This is a genomic window from Haloferula sp. BvORR071, from assembly GCF_000739615.1.
In the GTDB taxonomy this organism is placed as follows: domain Bacteria; phylum Verrucomicrobiota; class Verrucomicrobiia; order Verrucomicrobiales; family Akkermansiaceae; genus Haloferula.
In genome coordinates, this window is sequence record NZ_BATP01000044.1 from 20,927 (window position 1) to 40,692 (window position 19,766).

Sequence of the window (19,766 nt, forward strand, 5' to 3'; positions counted from 1 at the left end):
CGGGAGCTGGATGGCTGTTTCGATTCGCGGTGATCCGCGCTTAGGATTTCGGGCGGACCAAGTCAGCCGATGGGCGGCTTACTTGCCCATCTTGCGGACGGTGGCGTGGAGGTCGCCCTTGAGGACCTCGCCGCTGCCGCTTTCCAGATCCCAGCCGACCTTGAGGGACATGGAGGGCTTGTGGCCTTCCAGGTCGAGCTCGACGGTCTTGCCATCGGCCAGCAGGCGGGCGGCGGTGACCTTCACGTTGTCGCGGGTGTGCTGTTCCTTGGATTCCTTTTCGAGGGCGATCTTCTGGGCCTCGAGGTCCGGCTTATCGACGGAGAACTCGCCGGAGCCGTATTGCGGGCCGCGGACGTAGTTCCAGCGGGAAGCGCTGTAGCTGGTAGGATCGGTGGCGAGATCCTTGGCGAGCTCCACTTCGAAGCGGATGCGGACGCCGGTCTCGGTGATTTCCAGCTTGTCCGGAATGGTCACCGGTGCGCCGGTGTAGCGGATGCGCTGGAAGGCGGTCTCATTCGCGGCATTCGTCTGCCAACCGCGGAAGCCGGCGACGTAGAGCGAGTTGTCCTTGTGGAAGCGGGCGCGCATGGCGGAGGAGCCGATGCTCACCGGCAGCTTCACTGCGCCGCCCTGCAAGGTGCCATCGACGCTGGCGGGCAGGATCCGGAACAAGGAGGAGGTGCCGTAGGACATGTGGATCAGCTCACCCGGCTTGAGGCCGAACTTGGTGTTATCCGCCGGGACCCAGACCTGCGAGCCACCGGAGTTGTCGGTGTCCATCGGGAAGTAGAGCATCGGCTCGGTGAAGGGCGCATCCTTGAGTGTCTGGCGGCTCGGCTCGGTGCCGAAGAAGGCCGGGCGCTGGTCGGGCGTAATGAAGTTCAGCTTGCAGCAAGGCTGCCAGGTGCCCTCGTTCTCACCGGTGGTGATTTCACCATTCGGGCCCACGCCCACGCCGCCGGGAGCGCGCAGGCCGGTCCCGATCACCTCGAAGCTGGAGGCGTCCTTGGACAGGCGCATGATCGTGCCGTGGTTCGGGAAGATGGTGTCGAAGCCGCGCCCACCGGGGCGCACCGGGGCGGCCTTGGTGAAGTAGAAGTTGCCGTCCTTGTCGGTCTGGAGGTCGAAGGCGAACTCGTGGAAGTTCGGCGATACGGCCACGCCATTGAAGAAGTTTTCGAAGTAGTCGGCCTCACCGTCCTTGTTCAGGTCGTGCAGCTTGGTGATCTGGTCGCGGCCGTGGACGTAGATGACGCCATCCACCACCTTCAGGCCGAGCGGCTGGAAGAGACCGGCGGCGCAGCGCTTCCACTCCAGCTTGGAGAGGTCGCCCTTCAGGCCCTTCACGGTCCAGACGTCGCCATTCCAAGTGGTGATCGCGGCGCTGTCTTCATCGATGAAGTCGAAGCCGCAGAAGCGGATGTTCGACTTCCAGGGATTTTCCTCCGGCAGGCCGAGGGTATCGGTCACCCAAGGGGACTTGGTGTCCGTACTGACGGTGCCCTTGGTGGTGATGGTTTCCTTCCAGATGCCTTCGCCGCCAGTGGTCAGGCCGACCAGTGCGAGCGGGGCCACGGTCTTGGCTTCGGCACCGCGGTTGTAGGTCAGGGTGAAGGTGGTAGTGCCGGTGGCCGGGGCCAGGGTGGCCAGCAGGCGCTTGCCTTCGGCCTTCAGCGCGGCGGACTCACCGCCGGCGGCCACGGAGAGATTGGCACCGGACTTGGCGGCAGCGCCCTCGACCTTGAACTCGCTGTCGTTCTCATCCGCGGCGAGCACGGTGAGCGGCTTGGCGTGGGCGGCGACTTCGAAGTAGCGGGTCACACCATTCGGGCCGGACTCGAGATGCTCAAGGATGCGGGTGCCATTGACGGTGTATTCGAAAACGATGCGGGTGCCGGAGCGGTAGAAGCCCTTGTACTTGGCCTGCGGGATATTGCCACAGGCGGCGGTCACGGCGCTGGCCTTGCGGTCGGCGGTGTAGACCGTGAAGGACATCTGGCTGCGGGCGTCCTCGAAGGAGCCGGCTTCATTCGCCCAGCCGGGGCCGGGGACGGTGTTGAAGACGAGGCCTTCTTCATTGGCGATCTTGACCAGCTGGCCGTGGGCACCGGTCCAAGGGGTGCCGCCCCAGTGGACGCCGCCCTTGTAGATGCTGACCACGCGCAGGGTCTCGGTATCGAAGAGCGCGCGCTCGCCATCGCCCAGGTCGAGCAGGACGCCCTTCACGGCAGCAATCTGCTCCTTGCCATCGAAGGTGCCGGCGAAGGACTCGCTCCAAGCCGGGCCGATTTGCATTTCTTCATACCACTCCTTGGCCTGGGTGGTGGTGATGGCGGCGGCAGCGGCGACGGCGGTGAAAACAAACGGTGCGAGATACGGGCGCATGAGCTGAAGTGCTTGGTAACGTCTGAGGTTGCGGACGGGTTTACCGCGGGGCCGGGAAAGTCTGCTTTTGGCAGGCGCTGTCCGGACCTCGCATGGACGGCGTCCATACCGTCGCTTCCAAACTGGTTTAGCAAGCCCCTGATTTGTTCCCAAATGGGGAGAACTTGCGGGGAATTGCTGGCCTGGAGCGGGGCGGTTCTACGAGCAATGGGCGGGCTTGTCACAAGATGTATGACATCTTTGCGGGGTGAAGTCTGGGGATAATGGTAGGTGGCTAGGGGAAGTGACGGGGTTTGGGGAGACTTCGTTTTTCAACCGCGAAAGTACGCGAAAAAACGCGAAATCTGAACAGCCGGAGGAACCACGAATGAAAACCCAATCCACACGAATGGAGATCCGATTCTCTGCCTTTGATTCGTGGGATCGGGCTTTATTCGTGGTGCCTGCTGCATTTTCGACGGATCCTTCGCCCTTCAAATTTCGCGTAATTTCGAGCTTTTCGCGGTTGGATTCCCAAAAGGCAGAAGGAACCACGGATGGGCACGGATTTGCACGGATGAAGAGTCCCGTTCTGGCTATTCTCTCTGTCTTTCATCCGTGCTCATCAGTGTCCATCCGTGGTTCCTTCCGCCAAGGCCGGGGGGACTTGGCGGTGGGATTCCGGGCGCTATTTGGAATCGGCCGGGAAGGGCTCGACCGGGAGGGAAATCCGGCTAGGCTGCGGGCGCGATGGAATTGGCTTGGGCGATGTGGGACACAGCTTGGCAATCGTTCCTTCATTGGGGCGGCTGGGGCACTGTGGGCACCGGCATGGCTTGGCTGGTCACCTCCTGCCTGCTGATCGCGGGGCTGGTGGGTTGCATCGTCCCGATCCTGCCGGGGCACCTGATCATCGTGCTGGCTGCGGTGGCGCACCGGTTGATGCTGGGCCGCGAGGGCTCCGGGATGGAGTGGTGGAGCTTTGTGATCCTGACGCTCTTGATGGCGACTTCGCAGGCGATCGAGTTTTACGCCGGGGCGGCGGGGACGAAGTACTTCGGCGGCACCAAGTGGGGTGCCTGGGGCGCGATCATCGGCGGGTTGGTGGGGATGTTCTTCTTCCCGGTGGGCCTTCTGGCCGGGCCTCTTATCGGGTCCTTTGTGTTTGAGAAGCTGTTCTCGAAGCAGGAGCTGAAACCGGCGGTAGTCTCGGGCGTCGGCTCGATGGTGGGAACTGTGGCCGGGATGGGTGTGAAGATGGTGATCGGGGCTGTGATGATCACGTGGTTCTTCGTGGATTGTTTTTGGGTGGGGTGAGGGGCCTTCCCCTCTAGTAAATCGATTCAACCTAACTGCCCTACCCGATGAAGCTCCACCGTGCCTTGGAGATGGCGTCTGCCGCTTCGGCTAGCGGGGGACTTGCAGGTGCGCGTTTGCTTTTGGCCATGCTTGTGATGTGCGGAGGGCTTGCGATAGCTGACTTGCCGGGTGATCCGGCGGAATATCGGGATTGGGAGGAAAAGTCGCTGGAGGCGATCGCTTCCTGCAAAGCATCTCCCGATGAAGAATCCCATCTCAGGCTAGGGAAGATGATCTATCGGTTGACCCTGTCCTTCAATCAAGAGAAGGGCGATCGGGCAGTGTACCGCGCGGCGCGAGAGGCGCTAATGTCGATGCCGGGCCACGGAGATTATTTGCGGCGTTCTATCGAGACGGCGATCCAAGCCGAATTTGCGGAGGTAGCGTCCAACCCGAAGGCAGCCGTGGAACGACTGGACCGCTACCAGAGTTTCGAAGTCTTGTCGCATCTTCCTACGCCGGCAACCGTGGCGGTTTTAGGCGAGTTGCTGGAGGACGAGCGGGATCCGTGGAAGGACGCGCCGCCAAGCGATGCCAGCTCTCCTCCACCCAATTGCGTTTTTGCTGCCGGCACTCTCAACCGGCTTGGCCTCGTGAATGCAGAGGGAAGCGAGATCAAGAACCTGGGGAACTCCGAAGCAGCTCGTAGCGATTGGAAGCTCTGGTATGCGCAGGTGAAGGCGGGCACTCGAACTTTTCGGTTCAGAGGGGATCCGCAGGAATACAATTTGAATGGGCCGGTTACGGTGTCCGTTTCGAAGACGGCAAAGCCCAATAGGTCTTCTTTGCCAACGGCAAACCCGGCGGCGAGCGGAGAGGCCCCAGCGCAGCGTTGGCCCTTGTGGGTGGCGCTTGGGGTGGCGCTTGGGGTGGCGCTTGGGGTGGCGCTTGGGGTGCTGGTGGCCGGGGTGGTAGTGTATGTGGGGAAGAGTAGAGCGGGGAGATCTGGGAATTGAAATTTGAGACCCATGTGAAAATGCGAGAACCGATCCCATGCATGAATCTCTCGAGAGCAGCAATTGGGCTAGCAACGCTGATCTTTGTGACGATGCCGTTGCTTGGGCTCGCCCAGCTCAGCTACGATATCCGCTATCTTGATTTCATTGGGGACCATACCAAGTCGGGAGCGGAATTCCCGGTGCTTTCGTCGTGGCTTTGGATTTTTGGGCCTCTCGATTGGTGGGGCTTTATTACTGCACTGGCTCTTGCTGTGGCGGCTGCGGCTCATCTGCGGAGTCCGCTTCGGCCATTCACTCTTGCCCTGATTCTGGGATCAGCGGGTCTGCAGGCGCTCGCTCTAGCCGCAGCAGCAAATCCCTACTTTTGGCTTACCGGTGTGATGGGGTCGCCTCCTCCTACGCCCTATCCAACAGTCCCGCTCGCGGCGAATCTATCATTGGTCGGGACGTCTGTGGGGATGGCCGTTTATTCCGTTTCGCGGTGCTTGGCCCGTGCCCGGCAGACGGAAGCCGCGAAGCTGGTATGAGAATTCGAAATTCCAGGACCCTCTCCTTTAAGAAGGACCGGCCCATTTTAAAAGGATGAGGCAAAAAAGAGGGCGAGAAGCACCTAAAGGAGAATTGAATTCAATGAAGGTTACAACAGCCCACCTCGCTGCAATCTTCGTGCTTTTGCATGCTGCTCGGTCTTCTGCTCAGCTTCCTTCGGATCCTTCGGAATATGGTTCGTGGAAAACGCGAGCGATAGCGAACATCGACAGCCGTCGCTCTGAAGGAGGTACGAAGGCTCGTGATGCTTTGGTATGGTGGGTGTTTATCACAAAGCCGCCTTCTTTTGGGAGTCGCTCCGAACAAGAGGATCAGATTATCGAGCCAGTGAGAAGAGCGGCTTCAGAGGCACTCGTATCACTCGCGGATCACGCAGAATATTTCAGGGATTCTCTTGAGGTCCATCTTAAGAGCGAATTCTCAGAAGCCTCGGGAGGAGAACGATTGCCCACAGGAGAGTTTTCGCACCGCGCCCATCTCTTCGAGATTATGGCGCAACTTCGATCGCCTCAGATTGTCTCGATCCTTGGTGAGTTGTTAGAGGACGAGCGTAATCCATGGAAGGACAGTCCGAGGGGGGATGCTGGTGTGCCGACTGCCAATTGGTTCTATGCTACCGAATCGTTGACCAAGCTGGGAATCGAGGGTGTGCCGATCATTTCGATGAAGGGGATGCAAAATCGCGAGGCTGCCCGAGAGCAATGGCGGCGATGGTATGCCCAAGTGAAAGCGGGAAACCGGACCTTCCGATTTAAGGGCAATCCGCAGGAGTATAATTTGCAAGGCCCCCTCGGAGCCGTGATTCCCGAAGTCGCTTTGACGGAAAGGACTGCAACTTCAACAGCGAGTCCGACAGTGGCGAGCGAAGAGGCTCCGGTGCAGCGCTGGCCCTTGTGGATTGCGCTTGGGGTGCTGGTGGCCGGGGTGGCAGTGTATGTGGGGAAGAGTAGAGCGGGGAGATCTGGAATCTGAAATTTGAGATCCATGTGAAAATGCGGGAGCCGGCCCAATGCGAGTGAATTATGAGAACTCTTTTTGTGCTGTTAATCTACCTTGCCGCGAGATGCTTTGGGTTTGAATACACTGAGCAAGAGCTTCAAGAGATGCAGGAAGGGCTGACCCACTGGAGCGAATTGGCTGAGAATCCTGATTCAATCCCAGATGGCGATCGAATTGCAACTTTAGCACTAGGTCTTCGAAAGACCGCAGACCCAAGTATCTATGTGGTTGATGGTCGGGCGGAGGTGCATCAGGCACTTCGTGACGCCTTGATGAAGACCCCCGGGCATGCGCTCTACTTCCAAGAAAATATTAGAGCTGCTAGGTCCCAAATGAAGTCCGAACCGGACATGACGACCAGACAGGGTCCCCTGTTGGTAAAATACAATTCTGCCCAGGGAGATGCGTTCAAAACTCTTGAGCTGCTCCCTAGTCCTGAAACTGTACGGGTATTAGGCGAATTTCTCTTCGATGTAGAGGACTTGGTCCCTCCCTCTCCTCCGGGATCTGTTGATGATCGCATCGCGCGTCAGCGTGACCAAGGCTATGTTGACAATTCCTTTCGTGCGTTTGCGGCTTTCTCGCGCTTGCCCTTGCTGTCTCCTCCTGCTCCGCAGAAGCGATTTGTGAGTGTGACAGACTATGAGAGAGACAGTAATGCGTGGTGCCTGTGGTTCGAGCAGATTAAAGCAGGCAAACGGACCTTTCGCTTCGAGGGAGATCCGCAGGAATACAACTTGCAGGGGCCTGTGGGAGTGACCGCTGCCGCAGCGGAAGGGTCTTTGAAATCTGTAACACCAATGGCAAACTCGGCTGCGGCAAGCGAAGAGGCTTCGGCAAAGCGCTGGCCCTTGTGGGTGGCGCTTGGCGCGCTGGCTGCCGGTGTGGTGGCGTATGTGGGGAAGAGGAGGGCTGGGAGATCTGGGATTTGAAATTTGAAATCAGTGTGAAAATGCAAAAGCCGACCCTATGCGATGAAGCGGGAAAATGGCTTAACGGCAACTACCATTGAAATACGGTGACTTCACTTATCGCGATTCTATATTTCGTTCTCTCTGTTTGTGCATTTGGGGCCGAGGATTTTACAGAGAGGGAGATCAGTGAAAGCACTGATGGGCTCCGCGAATTGCAAGAGCTGGCGAATTCACCCAATAGTCTTCCCGAGGACCAAAGGATCGAGAAGCTGGGATGGGGTCTGCGTAGAACTTCTGTCAACAACATCTACATCTCGGGTGATCGGCTCGGCACGCATGCGCAATTGCGGGATGCGCTCTTGGCAATTCCCGGCCATGCCGAATATTACGCGGAGAGAATCCGGGAAGCCCAAGCGAAGCGGTCCGAGGAGTCCATCCCTTCAAAAATAGGGCCGCTTCAAGTGGCTTTGACCAATGCTCGCCAAACAGGATTTTCTACTGTTAGCCTTCTTCCCAGTGCTGAGTCCGTTAGAGTCTTAGGGGAGTTTTTGTACGATGAAGAGGGCCGGGTCCCTCCTTCTCCTCCAGGGACGAAGGATGATCGCGACAAGCGTCAGTATGCGACTGGCGAAAGCCCTAGTGCATTTTATGCCCTGGACGCTATAGCAAAGCTTCCCATCATTTCACCGCCGGTGCAGAGACGAAGGCGGAATGAGACAAAGTACGATGAGGATATCGAATCATGGCGGCTTTGGTACGAGCAGATCAAGGCTGGGAATCGGACCTTCCGCTTTGATGGGGATCCGAAGGAATACAATCTGAAGGGGCCGGTGGGTTCTGCGGTTTCCGAAGCGTCTCTGCCCGGGAAGTCCGGAGCTCCAGCGGCAAACCCGGCGGCGGTGAGTGAGAAGACTCCAGCGCAGCGTTGGCCCTTGTGGGTGGCGCTGGGCGCGCTGGCGGGAGTGGTGGTCTATGTGGGGAAGAGGAAGGCGGGAAGATCTGGAATCTGAGATTTAGGATTTGAGATTTCAGATCGGAGGGAGAGTGCGACTGAGCGTGTGCTTGTCTGCGGACCGCGTGTGCATATTCTCGGGGCTTGTTAGATCGCGGTAGCGATCCAAGGCTGCGCTGTCGCTTGCCTGGGGCTATTGCCCCGGCTGGTCGCGGGTGAGCAAGCCGGCGTAGGGGCCGAGGCCTTTGGTCCGGAGTTCTTCGCGGTATTTGTCGAGCTGGGCTGGGTCGAGGACGGGCTTGAGTTCGTTGACCCGGTCTTCGATGAGCTGGTCGACCTTTTGGCGGAAGGCGCTCATCATGTCTTTGTTGTCGCCGCCGTCGGTATGGGCGCCTTGGAGTTCCTGGGCGGAGTCCATCATGAGCTGCTGGAGGCCGAGGTCGTAGGGGTCCATGTCAATGCCGCTGCCGGCGGTGAAAAGCTCACCGAAGTTGGTCGAGTTCCCGGGCTTGGCAAGGGAGTCGGCGGCAGACTCGGAGAGGATGCGGTAGGCTTTGTCACGCTGGCCGTCCTTGAACTCGACGATGCCCTGGAGGAGGGCGAGCTTCTTGAGAGCCTTGGTGTCGGCCTGGCGGGCTCGGTCCTTGGCCTTGTAGGTTTCGAGGGCGGCCTTTTGCTCGGGAGTGAGGCTGGCGGCGAGGGCCGCTTCCAAGGCGGGGGTGCCGAGCTCGGGGAGCTTGTCGAGGACCTGCTCCGGATCGCCCTCGTGGTTCATCATGCCGGTGAGCTCGGCGAGCTGGGCTTCTAGGGCAGACTGGAGCTGGGCCTTTTGCTCCGGGGTGAGAGTGAGGGTGGTGTCGAGGTCGGCAATGAACTGCTCGAGCTTCTTGCCGAAGCGGTCGATGGCGGCTTTCTTCATCTGGTCGGCCATCTTGCGTCCCTCGGCCTCGGCGGCGGGATCGGTCTCTCCGGCGGAATCGTCTCCGGCTGTGTTGTCGGCCTCGGTGATCGAGTGAGGGCGCTCGGTTTTGGCGGGGCGGGTTTGCTCGGAGCCCGGGGCGGGGGTGGAGGCGGCGGTGGTTTTGGCGGGGGATGGGATATTCGGCCCGGTGACGGCAATCGGGTCCGGCTTGGCGAGCCAACCGATGGCGATGCCGAGGAAGAGGGTGGCGATGGGGGCGAGGATGGCGGAGGGCTTCACTGGGGGATGGATAGTGGATATTGGATCGGGACGGGATGAAATTTGCGGGGACTTGTTGGATGGTTCGCCCGACTTTTCAGGCGGGGGGGATCGATCCCTAGTCGGTGTAGGGCCTTGTGGAGGGCTGCTTTCCTACGCGATCGCGTTAGTTCTGGGGCCGTTTTTTCGCAACTTCGGGAGTTGCCACCGCTGTTGGAAGGTGGTATTCCGGTGATGTCGCCTCCACCCCACCCCCGAAATATCAACGGAGTTGCAATGCCTAGGGCTTGATCCTCCTGAGCTAGCCCCTGGTATCCATCGGTCCCCCCCATAAATCCGATGAACAATGGATTCCAAACCCCCCCGATTGGAAGAAAACGAAGTTCCGTTTTGGAGCTTACCGTACCGTAACGCATCCGCTGTCGTCACTGAGGACGGCCGCAGTTGGTCCTACGCTGCACTGCAGCAGCAGGTCGATCTGGTCAAAGGCTCGCTGGCTGCGCCGGCGAAGTCGCTGATTTTCGTCCTGAGTGACCACTCGATTGCCACGCTCGCGGGCTATTTGGCCTGTTTGCAAGCGGGGCATGCGGCGTTGTTGCTGTCCCATGACATGGACAAGGGCCTGCTGGAGCCCTTGGTGGAGATCTATCGTCCGGATTTCATTTGGTCCCCGCAGGAGATCGATGGTGGCTTGCATGCCGATTCCGGGTTCGGGATCGACCGGCACCGCCTGTACCGTGCCCATGAGATGGGGCAGCATGCGCCGCTCTATCCGGAGCTGGCGCTGATGCTGACGACCTCCGGGTCGACGGGGAATCCGAAGGTGGTGCGCCTTTCCTACGCGAACCTGCAGGCGAACGCGCGCTCGATCGCGACCTACCTGGGGCTGGATGCCGGCGAGCGGCCGGTGACCTCGCTGCCGATGTACTATTCCTACGGCCTCTCGGTGGTGAACAGCCACCTGCTAGCGGGCGGCACGCTGCTGCAGACCTGCCAGCGGCTGCGGACGCCGGAGTTCTGGGAATTTGCTCGGACGCACGGGGCGACCTCGGTCTCCGGGGTGCCGTATGTTTACCAGATTTTGCACGAGATGGGCTTCGACGGGAGCGAGCTGCCCTCACTGCGGACGATGACGCAGGCGGGTGGTCATCTGGATGTGGCGCTGCAGGAGCACTTCATGAAGCTGGCCCGCAAGAAGGGGATCCGCTACTTCACGATGTACGGGCAGACCGAGGCGACAGCGCGGATGTCCTACGTGCCGCCGGACCGCCAAGCGGAGGGCATGGGCTCGATCGGCGTGCCGATCCCGGGTGGCAAGTTCGAGGTCGTGGAGGGTGAGCTGGTCTACAGCGGTCCGAATGTGATGCTCGGCTACGCGGAGAACCGCACGGACCTGGCGAAGGGCGATGAGCTGCAAGGCCGCCTCTTCACCGGTGACATGGCCAAGCTGGGCGAGAACGGCTTCTGCTATCTGGTGGGGCGCAAGAAGCGCTTCGTGAAGATCATGGGCCTGCGCATCAATCTGGATGACGTGGAGCGGCAGCTGACCGCCCATGTAGGCCGCAAGTGCGTGGTGATCGGCACCGATTCCAATCTGGAGATCGTGACCCTGAGCCACGGGCTGGAGGAAGAGATCATCGAGTTCATCCGCAGCAGTTACCGGATTTCGAGCAAGCTGTGCTCGGTGAAGGTGGTGGCGGAGATCCCGGTGATGTCGACCGGCAAGGTGGACTACGAGGCGCTGAAGGCGGCACCGGCGCTGCCTGCCAGCAGCGAGGATGTGGTCGTGCCCTTCAACTCCGATGTGCCGATTGCCGCGGCCGTCTGAGTGAGATCCACCGGGAAGTCCGCGGTGGATCCTGCTCACCCGAGCGCGGCCCGCTTGCCTTCCACCCGGTCTGCTGTTTTGATTTGATTCCCCGCTGTTCACCCCCCGCTTCGTTCACCCCAGTCATGAATCCCCCCCAAAATTCGCTGCATTCTGCCGTACCTGGCGGTGCAGAGGCCGCCTATGCGCCCGGCTCTGCCGCCGCGGCTGCAAGCGCCATCGAAACCCCGGCCGCCGTCGCGACGGGCTCTGAGCCGACGGTCAAACCGAAGGAACGCTTCGTCTATCTGGATGCGATGAAGGGGGTGATGATCCTCTGGGGCATCCCGGTGCACGCGTGTGTGATCAGCCACTCGAAATTTTTCCACCTAGTCTCCGACATCTCGAACTGCGTGCGGATGGAGGCCTTCTTCATGATCTCCGGTTTCCTCTCATACATGCTGGTGAAGCGCTACGGGGCGGGGACGATCATGAAGAAGCGGACGATCGCCACGGGCATCCCGTTTCTGACGGTGGTGCTGCTGCTGAACCCGATCACGAACTGGCTGATCCTGCACTATCAGGCGGGGAAGATGGGAGTCCCCGCGCCGACGCTGGGTGAGTTTTTCACGGGGAAGATCCCGGTGGAGTTTTTTGCCGAAGGGGCGCCGACCTGGAACTGGCATTTGCACATTTGGTTCCTGGCGGTGCTGCTGTGTCTGGCCTCGCTCTCCGCGCCGATCATGACGGTGCTGGACCGGGCGAAGGCGACGTTGAAAGGCGTAACGGCACGGATGCCGGACTGGCTGCTGCTGACGCTGACAGGAACGGTGGCGGTGGTCTGCTGTGTGGCGGCGCGGATGGGCTATGAGGTGGCGGTGAAGCCCTTCGTCTCGCCGTCCTTCCACTATCCACTGCGGATGGTGGGGTATTACTTTGCGTTCTTCGCGATGGGCATGGCGATGTTCACTTCATCGCGACTGCTGAAGATTTTCACCCGCTTCCATTGGATGCAGTTGGGGCTGGGCTGCGTGCTCTTGTGGGCGGCGCGGTTATTCCAAGCTGCGGTGAAGGATGGTGGCGTGGGTGCTTGGCCGGTGGCGGATCACCCGATGCTGAAGAAGCTGGCGGAGGTGGTGGGGCTCTCGGCGGAGGTGTATCTGGCGGTGGTATTCGTGCCGGTGCTGTTCACCTTCTTCAAGCGCTTCTGCTCCGGGACGGAGGGGACGATGCGGCTGTCCGCGGTGCACTGGGTGAATCTGGTGGCGAGTGCCGGGCTGCTGTTTGCGGCGACGAAGTTTGAGTATTTGCTGCCTTCCGGTGTGAACTCGTGGAGCGAGATTCCGCTGGCGATGCCGGCCTTTGTGGACCGGATCTGGCTGACGCCTGCGAAGGTGTCGGAGTTTGTGATGCTGGGGGTGGAGGGCTACTTCTTCGTGATGGTGTGCCTGGTGATCTTCGGGCTCTTCGAGCGCTTCGTGAAGAAGGCGGGCGCGCCGATGCACTTCGTGGCGGAGTCGGCCTTCTGCGTGTATCTCTTCCACTACCTGGTGATCTACCTGAATGCTTTCTGGCTGCGGGACTGGGTGGGGATCAAGAATGACTACGCGCTGTCCTTCCTGGTGGTGCTCTTCACCACCGCGATCACGATGCTGACCTATGAGTATGCGGTGAGCCGGAATCCGGTGCTGAAGTGCCTTTTCCTCGGGAAGATCCCGAAGAAGGAGAAGGCGAAGTCGGCGGCGTGAGGTTCCGCGGGCGATGTGAACTTGGGGCTTGGAATCCGGGGATTCCGGGTGCAGGTTCCGCGCGCCGCTCTCCGGGTGATCGCAGTCCTGCCTTCGGGCAGGGGTGAGGAAAGTCCGGACACCGCAGGGCAACGCGCCCCTTGAAAAAGGGGGACGGCAGCGTCAAGGCTGACGGACAGACAGTGCAGCAGAGAGCATACCGCCGATGGCCCGCAAGGGATCAGGTAAGGGTGAAAGGGTGGGGTAAGAGCCCACCGCGTGTCCGGGTAACCGGCGCGGCACGGTAAACCTCGCGTGGTGCAAGACAGAACAGGGGAAGGGCTGCCCGCCCGTCGTATCTCCGGGTATTAGTCGCAGTCCGCGCAAGCGGGCTCCCGCGCTCCGGCGCGGGGAGAGAAATGATCATCGAGCTCCGCAAAGGCGGGGTAGACAGAATCCGGCTTACAGGAGAGCGGCCGCCTTTTTCTTTTCGGAAACGCAGATAGGTCCTACGGGACTCATAGGACCTATCGCGGAATCGGGTGATCTGTTAGGGATCCTTATCGGATCGGCGGAGGCACCAGGCCTTGTAGGCCACTATCCTGCTTGGCAGTGTCCAGGATCTTCGCGAGGCCTGCGACGGTGCCGCCGATGTCGCTGAGATTTTGCGGGATGATCATGGTGTTGGTCTGCTTGGCGAGGTTGCCGAACTGGGTGACGTACTGCTCGGCGATGCGGAGGTTCACGGCGTCCTTGCCGCCGGGTTGTTGGGTCGCGATGGCGATGCGCATGATGCCTTCGGCGGTGGCGTTGGCGAGGAGTTCGATCTCGCGGGCCTTGCCCTCGGCTTCGTTGATCTGGCTCTGCTTCTTGGCCTCGGATTGCTTGATGACTTCCTGCTTCTGGCCTTCGGCGACGTTGATCTGGGCTTCGCGTTGGCCTTCGGAAAGGGCGATGGTGGCGCGGCGTTCGCGCTCGGCACGCATCTGCTTTTCGAGCGCGTCTTGGACCGACTGCGGTGGCTTGATGTTGGCGATCTCGTAGCGGGTGATCTTCAGGCCCCAAGGTTCGGAGGCCTTGTCGAGGGCCTCGATCACCTGAGCGTTGATGGTGTCGCGCTCCTCGAATGTCTTGTCGAGTTCGAGCTTGCCGATCTCCGAGCGCAGGGTGGTCTGCGCGAGTTGGCTGGCGGCGTAGTAGTAGTTGTCGATGCCGTAAGAAGCGAGCTTGGGGTCGAGGACCTGCATGTAGAGCAGGCCGTCGATCTCGATCGCGATGTTGTCCTTGGTAATGCAGAACTGCGGCGGCACATCCATGGCGATTTCCTTCAGCGAGTGCTTGTAGGCGACGCGGTCGATGAAGGGGATGGTGATGTGGAGGCCAGCGTCGAGGGTCTTGTGGTACTTGCCAAGGCGGTCGACGATGTAGGCCTGCCGCTGCGGGACGATGCGGGCGGTCATGAGCAGCGCGATGACCAGCACGGCGGCGAAGCAGATGGCGAGGACGGTGACGAAGGTGGTGCCGGCATCGCTCAGCGCGAGCAGGGAGAACAAGGTGTCATTCATGGCAGTGGAGGAGAGGCAGAGTGGGAAATCGAATCGTAGCGGGTCTAACAAATGAATCAGAGGCGGGGGCGAACGTGGAAGGTGAGGCCTTCGCGGCGCTCGATGATGACGGTGGCACCCGCGGGCACGGCGACTTCGCTACGGGCGTTCCAGTTCGCGCCCTTGATCTCGACCTTGCCGGGGCCGCCCAAGCCGGGCAGGGAGGTGATCACGCGGGCTTCGCGGCCGATGAAGTCGTCATCGCCGCCATTGATATCGCGGGAATTGCCGACGAACCATTGCTTCACGAAGCGGCGCAGGCCGAAGAGCAGGACCACCGAGCTAATGCTGAAGACGGTGAACTGCGAGCCGAGGCCCGTTGTCAGGTCTGCCCAGGTGGTGAGCGAGGTGATGACCGCGCCGAGGCCGAAGAACACGATGATCACCCCTGGGGCAGCGAATTCGAGGAGGATCAGCAAGACTCCGGCGAGGAGCCAGATGGTTTTCGGGTCGAGTGGCATGGAGAAATGAAGGGCTTTCGGTACAGAACCTAACACTGGGACGGGGAGCCGCGAATTACAATTTCGGCCGCGGGATGGAAGGCGGGCGGGCTTCGGAATTGCTTCCGGGAGCGGGGAATGGGATGGGTTTGGGCGATTTCCGCCAAGCGTCCATTCCTGATCCTGTTTTGCGAACTGGTCCCGATCGCGGGAGGAGGGTTTGCGGCTGCGGGGTTCTTGGCCTTGATCGGGCTGGGTCTGATCGCTCCCCCGTGGATCTGGGTGGCCGCAGGCTTGTTCATGATGAGCCTGACGCTCAGTGGGATCCTGAGCTTTTTGCGCATGAGGCGCGGTTCGGATCTCAAGGCGGACAAGAGCGACGAATTCGACGACGAGGACAGCGAGTTCCTGCGGCGGACCTCGCACCCAATTTACGGTGAGCAGGCGCGGCGCGACCTCCTCGCGGGCATTGCGATGTGGTGGGTTGCGGTGCCTGCGCTGATCTTTGGGGTATGGGCCTGGTCGGAGCCGGTGCTGGATTGGAGCAATCCCTTGGACTGGCGACAGGTGCTGTGCATTGCGGCGGGTGTCCTTCTATTCGCCAAGCTGGGTTCCGCTCATCTCTTGGAGCCGCAGAAACGCACATGGTTGCGGGCGATCCTGGCGGTTGCGGTGGTGGCTGTCTTGGTCGCCGGCTTGTGGGAGCGGCATCCCTATCTTCTGCCCGGCTATCCGGACGCTGCGCGGGTGAAGGTGGAGCAACTTTTCAAATCCGGGGATCTCAAGAGCTACCACTATCACACCGCTGCGCTGACGAAGTATGCGCAGGAACTTGAGGGCAAGGGGGAGATCCAGAAGGCGGGCGATCTCTTCAACATCGCGAGCCGGGTGGACGTGACCGATGCCGGACTGCAGGAGAACTTCGCCAAGTTCCTCACGAGGCATGCGCCTGCGGGGGAGGATGCGGTTTTCTATCAGAGGGCGGCGGAGATCCGCTCGGGGGCGGCGCTGAAGGCCTCGCGGGAGCCCTATGCGATCGATCCCCACGGTCCGCTGCCGATGTTGATGCCGGACAGTCCGCTGGAGCATGCGGTGGTGCTGGTGGCCGACCAGGATACGTCGCCCGAGTTGCTCGATCTCGTGGGCCATGTGTTGGGCGATGAGCTCAAGCTGCCTGTCTATCGTTACCCGTTGGGCGTGGATTTCTCGAAGGTGGCGGGAAGAGGCCGCGGGGAAGATGGGCCGCAGATGCGCATTGATCAGGCTTGGGCGGCGGTGGCGGCGCAGATCCCAATCTCCCCGTTGGAGCCGCGGCAGTACCTAGTGATCACGGTGCGGGATCTGTATGCCGATGGCGTGAACTACCTCTACAACAGCGCGACGATTCCCGGCTGTGGGATCGCTTCCTACCAGCGCTTGGGCAAGCGCTATGATCCCTGCAATGACCGCGATTTGCTGGAGGCACTATGCAAGCAATCGCTGGCCACGGTGATTAAGTCGCTGACGCTCTATCCCTGTCCGGATCTGCGGGATGTGACGGCGTATGTCGATGGTCCGTCGCAGCTTGGGCGGAAGGGGCGTCATGCGCTGCCGGCGACGCTGTCGGCTTATCGATACGAGGCGGAGAATTGGGCCGCAGCGAGGCGGAAGGCACGGGAAATGAGAGGGCAGTAGCAGCTTCTCAAACTACAATATCGGCCGGGGCTTGGAATGCCCGGTCGCGGGGCTGGGCTTGAATCGGGCAACGATTGGTGGGACTGATTGCGTATCTTCGCGCTGCGCCCATATCTCCTGAAGTTCTGTTGGATGCTTTTCGTCAAGGGGAGCTTGTTGGCGGCATGCATCGTTGTGTTTCTGTTAGGTGATGGGCGGCTCGGTGAATTGTGGGTGTGGTTTGCGGTGGCCCTTGTCTTGGTGTCATTGGCGACGGAGGGGATTTTCCAAGTGCTCAAGCTCCGCGAACTGAGGGCGATGGGCTGGGTCGGATCCGAACCGGGGATGGTGACCTACGGGCTGAGGGAACCGGAGCGGTCGAAGCGGGGTGAGCTCTACTATGCGGAGGAGCGCCAGGAGTGGAAGGTTCGGATCATTGCCCGGTGCATCGCTCTGCCAGCGCTGGTCTATGCGGTGTGGGTATGGACCGAGCCGGTGCTCGGTTGGTCCAACCGGACGAGTCCGGAGCAGGTGATGCTGATGGTGATCGGCGCGGTGGTGCTGGCTGGGATTGATCGGATCTTCGCCGACTATCCGCGCAAGGCCGCCTTCCTGAGAAACTCGCCGGTGGCGGCATTCTTGGTCTTGATCATGGGTGGGATCTACGAGCGGCATCCGTACTTGCTGCCGAACAATCCGGAAGCCAAGCGCGACAAGGCCGAGCGTTTGATTGCGTGGGGAGATTCCGTGGCGACCCAGCGGCATGTGGCGGCGCTAGCCGACTACGGCAACCAACTTGAAGCCGAAGGCAAGATCCGCGAGGCTGGCGAGATGCTCCAGATGGCGGCCCGGGTGGACAACACCGATGCCGGGCTCCAGGACGCCTACGCCGATTTCCTGGAACAGCATGGCAAGCCGGAGGAAGAGGCGATCTATCGCAAGCTCGCCGCGGACCTGCGCTCCGGCGCCGCTTTGCAGGTGTCGAATGCACCCTATCAGCTCGACGATGCGCCGGCGCTGCCGCTTCTAACAGCAAACACCCCGCCGGGCCATGCCATCGTCATGGTGGCGGATGCCTTGGTGCCGCGGAAGGAACTCGATGCCCTGGGTGCGGTGTTGCGCAAGGAGCTGGTGGTGCCCGTTTATCTCCATCCCCAGGTGATCCACCAGGGGAGCGTGGGATCCAGGCGCAGCGAGCCCAACCGTGAGAAGCTGTACGCGCAAGAGCAGTGGAAGGTCGCGCTCTCCTGCATGATAGAGCCGCCGTGGCAGGCTTCCCGGCAGTATCTGGTGGTGGTGGGATTTCAAACCTTCCAGCAAGGCAGAGAATTCGTCTGCGGGGTCACGGTGGCACCCGCGGCGGCAGTGGTCCATTACCAGCGGCTGGCCGGCGACCAGATCCCCGGATCGGATGCGCGCCTGTGGGATGAGCTGTGCAAGACCTCGATCGCTGCTGCGATCCGGACCTTCACCATCTATCCTTGCCCCGATACCCGAGACGTCACCGCCCAAGTATACTGGCGGAGGGATCTGGAGAAGCTCGGCCGGCGCCCGCTGCCGGCCACGCTGGGTGCCTACCGCCGCGAGGTGGCGCGTTGGCAGGCCAAGGAACTGCCGAGAGCGCGGGAAAAAAGCGCTCGATAAGTCCGTGCAGCGGGCTTGGCGCGGGCCGATTCTTCTCCCACGCTCGCGCCGTGACCACTTGGGAAGCCGCTTGTTCCGCCATCAATACCTGTTTGCGCCAGGGCGTTCGTGAATTCGTCGTCTGCGCCGGGGCGCGGAATGCGGCGCTGGTGGAGGTGCTGGCACGCGCGGAGGCGGCAGGTGAGGCACGGCTGTGGCGGCACTTCGAGGAGCGCAGCGCGGGCTTTTTCGCGCTGGGGCGGACGATGGCGACGGGCGAGGCCTGCGCGGTGGTGACGACCAGTGGCACCGCGGTGGCCGAACTGCTGCCAGCCGTGGTGGAGGCCTTTTATCAGGCGCGGCCCCTGCTGGCGCTGACGGCGGACCGGCCGGAGCGCTTCCGGGGCACGGGGGCGCCGCAGGCAATCACGCAGCCGGGGATCTTCGGCGAGCACGCGGGTGATGGCGATATTGCGGAGTGGCTGCAGCGCGGGCCATGGCACTGGAATGTGGAGTTGGAGGAGGATTTCCAGCCGGGCGAGTGGATCGCTCCAAGCGACGATGAATTGCGCGAAATCCCGCCGCCGAACTTCTCCGTTGCCGCGCTCGCCCACTGGCTGCGCGAGGATCTTTACCGTGGCCTGGTCGTGATGGTCGGTGATCTCGAGCCGGAAGATCAGGAACCCGTTTTCCACCTTTGCATCGGCTTGGGTGTGCCAGTGGCGGTGGAGGCGACCAGCGGCTTGCGCGAGGCGCTGGGTGAAATCTGCCTGCCCGATCCCGACCGGATGCTGCGCGAGTGCCCGCCGGGCAAGGTGCTGCGGATCGGAGGGGTGCCGAGCGGGCGCTTCTGGCGCGATCTCGAGGATTTGCCGGAGACCGAGGTCTGGAACATCACCCGCACCGGCTTCCCCGGCCTGGCGCGGAAGTGCGAGACCATCACCTCGCCGGTGGGACGGGCGATCAAGGGCTTGGGCGATGTTGAGAAGGCGGGCGACGCGCTCGACTATTTCCGTCGTACTTCGCGGCGCGCGGGCGAGATCGAGGATATGCTGGAAGCGTATCCGGACAGCGAGCCGGGACTGCTGCGGGTGCTCTCCGCCTATGCCTCCACGGGTTCCTCCCTGTATCTCGGTAACAGCATGCCGATCCGTGAGTGGAATCTCTTCGCGCAGCGCGGCAAGCCAGTGACCGATGTGCGTGCGAATCGCGGCGCGAATGGCATCGATGGCCAGCTTTCGACCTGGCTCGGCTGGACCGCGGATGTCGAGGACGCGTGGTGTCTGGTGGGCGATCTAACCGCGCTCTACGACCTCGCCGCGCCGGCGTGGCTCGGGCAGATCGAGCGCAAGGGGCGGGTGCTGGTGGTGATCAACAACGGCGGCGGACAGATCTTCTCACGCTTGCCGCGGCTTGATGCGATGCAAGACCGCGCGAAGGAGCTGATGCTGAACCCACACGAGCTGCGCCTGGAAGGCTGGGCGACGATGTGGGGGATGAAGTATCTGCGGGTCGAGAGCGAGGAAGGCTTCGATGCGCTGGAACCTGGTGAGGCTACGCTCTTGGTGGAGGTGATCCCGAATGGGGAAGAGAGCGCGGCTTTCTGGAAGGCATGGGACACGGCCCGTTGAGG

General features: G+C 61.4%; 14 protein-coding genes and 1 other RNA gene. 11 read left to right on the plus strand and 4 right to left on the minus strand.

What is annotated here, in order from left to right; all coding sequences use genetic code 11:
• Positions 1-78: 78 nt before the first annotated feature.
• A complete protein-coding gene (locus tag BV071_RS23245) occupies positions 79-2,388 on the minus strand; it encodes a DUF6797 domain-containing protein (RefSeq protein WP_035612260.1) in 2,310 nt (769 codons plus the stop codon).
• A gap of 729 nt (positions 2,389-3,117) precedes the next feature.
• Here BV071_RS23245 and BV071_RS23250 point away from each other — a divergent pair.
• From BV071_RS23250 to BV071_RS23275, 5 genes are all read left to right on the plus strand, one after another.
• Positions 3,118-3,684, plus strand: a complete 567-nt coding sequence (locus BV071_RS23250) for a DUF456 domain-containing protein (RefSeq protein ID WP_035612261.1) — start codon at positions 3,118-3,120, stop codon at positions 3,682-3,684.
• Positions 3,685-3,812: 128 nt separating this feature from the next.
• Complete coding sequence (locus BV071_RS23255) at positions 3,813-4,682, plus strand: hypothetical protein (RefSeq protein ID WP_265594774.1); 870 nt, start codon at positions 3,813-3,815, stop codon at positions 4,680-4,682.
• A 585-nt stretch (positions 4,683-5,267) separates the two neighbouring features.
• Complete coding sequence (locus BV071_RS35655; protein ID WP_265594775.1) at positions 5,268-6,206, plus strand: hypothetical protein; 939 nt, start codon at positions 5,268-5,270, stop codon at positions 6,204-6,206.
• 50 nt (positions 6,207-6,256) lie between these two features.
• The gene (locus BV071_RS23270) at positions 6,257-7,165 is read left to right on the plus strand and encodes a hypothetical protein (protein WP_035612265.1); all 909 of its coding nucleotides are present in this window, start codon (positions 6,257-6,259) and stop codon (positions 7,163-7,165) included.
• An 86-nt stretch (positions 7,166-7,251) separates the two neighbouring features.
• Entirely contained in the window at positions 7,252-8,157 is a 906-nt protein-coding gene (locus BV071_RS23275) for a hypothetical protein (protein WP_035612266.1), read from the plus strand.
• Positions 8,158-8,292: 135 nt separating this feature from the next.
• Here the strand turns inward: BV071_RS23275 and BV071_RS23280 are convergent, their stop codons facing one another.
• The gene (locus BV071_RS23280; protein WP_035612267.1) at positions 8,293-9,300 is read right to left on the minus strand and encodes a hypothetical protein; all 1,008 of its coding nucleotides are present in this window, start codon (positions 9,298-9,300) and stop codon (positions 8,293-8,295) included.
• Between the two features lie 325 nt (positions 9,301-9,625).
• On the opposite strand from BV071_RS23280, the gene BV071_RS23285 reads away from it, so the two are divergent.
• From BV071_RS23285 to rnpB, 3 genes are all read left to right on the plus strand, one after another.
• The gene (locus BV071_RS23285) at positions 9,626-11,107 is read left to right on the plus strand and encodes an AMP-binding protein (RefSeq protein WP_081886184.1); all 1,482 of its coding nucleotides are present in this window, start codon (positions 9,626-9,628) and stop codon (positions 11,105-11,107) included.
• Between the two features lie 125 nt (positions 11,108-11,232).
• On the plus strand, positions 11,233-12,834 hold the full coding sequence (locus tag BV071_RS23290; protein WP_035612268.1) for an acyltransferase family protein: 1,602 nt from the start codon (positions 11,233-11,235) through the stop codon (positions 12,832-12,834).
• A gap of 63 nt (positions 12,835-12,897) precedes the next feature.
• Positions 12,898-13,294: RNase P RNA component class A (gene rnpB / locus BV071_RS34435), an RNA gene on the plus strand.
• A gap of 79 nt (positions 13,295-13,373) precedes the next feature.
• On the opposite strand, the gene BV071_RS23295 is transcribed toward rnpB, so the two are convergent.
• Together BV071_RS23295 and BV071_RS33540 are read right to left on the minus strand one after the other, a co-directional pair.
• Positions 13,374-14,378: a stomatin-like protein gene (locus tag BV071_RS23295; protein ID WP_052573786.1), complete on the minus strand. Its 1,005-nt coding sequence runs from the start codon at positions 14,376-14,378 to the stop codon at positions 13,374-13,376.
• A 56-nt stretch (positions 14,379-14,434) separates the two neighbouring features.
• On the minus strand, positions 14,435-14,878 hold the full coding sequence (locus tag BV071_RS33540) for an NfeD family protein (RefSeq protein ID WP_052573787.1): 444 nt from the start codon (positions 14,876-14,878) through the stop codon (positions 14,435-14,437).
• A 117-nt stretch (positions 14,879-14,995) separates the two neighbouring features.
• Here BV071_RS33540 and BV071_RS23305 point away from each other — a divergent pair, with 117 nt between their 5' ends.
• From BV071_RS23305 to BV071_RS23315, 3 genes are all read left to right on the plus strand, one after another.
• Positions 14,996-16,531: a hypothetical protein gene (locus BV071_RS23305; RefSeq protein ID WP_035612269.1), complete on the plus strand. Its 1,536-nt coding sequence runs from the start codon at positions 14,996-14,998 to the stop codon at positions 16,529-16,531.
• A 132-nt stretch (positions 16,532-16,663) separates the two neighbouring features.
• Positions 16,664-18,154, plus strand: a complete 1,491-nt coding sequence (locus BV071_RS35660) for a hypothetical protein (RefSeq protein WP_265594776.1) — start codon at positions 16,664-16,666, stop codon at positions 18,152-18,154.
• A gap of 50 nt (positions 18,155-18,204) precedes the next feature.
• Entirely contained in the window at positions 18,205-19,764 is a 1,560-nt protein-coding gene (locus BV071_RS23315; protein WP_035612271.1) for a thiamine pyrophosphate-binding protein, read from the plus strand.
• The last annotated feature ends 2 nt before the right edge of the window (positions 19,765-19,766 follow it).

Coding starts and splice junctions, on each gene's coding strand:
- BV071_RS23250 (WP_035612261.1), top strand. CDS start 3,118: ATGGAATTGGCTTGGGCGATGTGGGACACAGCTTGGCAATCGTTCCTT.
- BV071_RS23270 (WP_035612265.1), top strand. CDS start 6,257: ATGAGAACTCTTTTTGTGCTGTTAATCTACCTTGCCGCGAGATGCTTT.
- BV071_RS35660 (WP_265594776.1), top strand. CDS start 16,664: ATGCTTTTCGTCAAGGGGAGCTTGTTGGCGGCATGCATCGTTGTGTTT.
- BV071_RS23305 (WP_035612269.1), top strand. CDS start 14,996: ATGGGATGGGTTTGGGCGATTTCCGCCAAGCGTCCATTCCTGATCCTG.
- BV071_RS23255 (WP_265594774.1), top strand. CDS start 3,813: ATGCTTGTGATGTGCGGAGGGCTTGCGATAGCTGACTTGCCGGGTGAT.
- BV071_RS35655 (WP_265594775.1), top strand. CDS start 5,268: ATGAGGCAAAAAAGAGGGCGAGAAGCACCTAAAGGAGAATTGAATTCA.
- BV071_RS23285 (WP_081886184.1), top strand. CDS start 9,626: ATGGATTCCAAACCCCCCCGATTGGAAGAAAACGAAGTTCCGTTTTGG.
- BV071_RS23290 (WP_035612268.1), top strand. CDS start 11,233: ATGAATCCCCCCCAAAATTCGCTGCATTCTGCCGTACCTGGCGGTGCA.
- BV071_RS33540 (WP_052573787.1), bottom strand. CDS start 14,878: ATGCCACTCGACCCGAAAACCATCTGGCTCCTCGCCGGAGTCTTGCTG.
- BV071_RS23245 (WP_035612260.1), bottom strand. CDS start 2,388: ATGCGCCCGTATCTCGCACCGTTTGTTTTCACCGCCGTCGCCGCTGCC.
- BV071_RS23295 (WP_052573786.1), bottom strand. CDS start 14,378: ATGAATGACACCTTGTTCTCCCTGCTCGCGCTGAGCGATGCCGGCACC.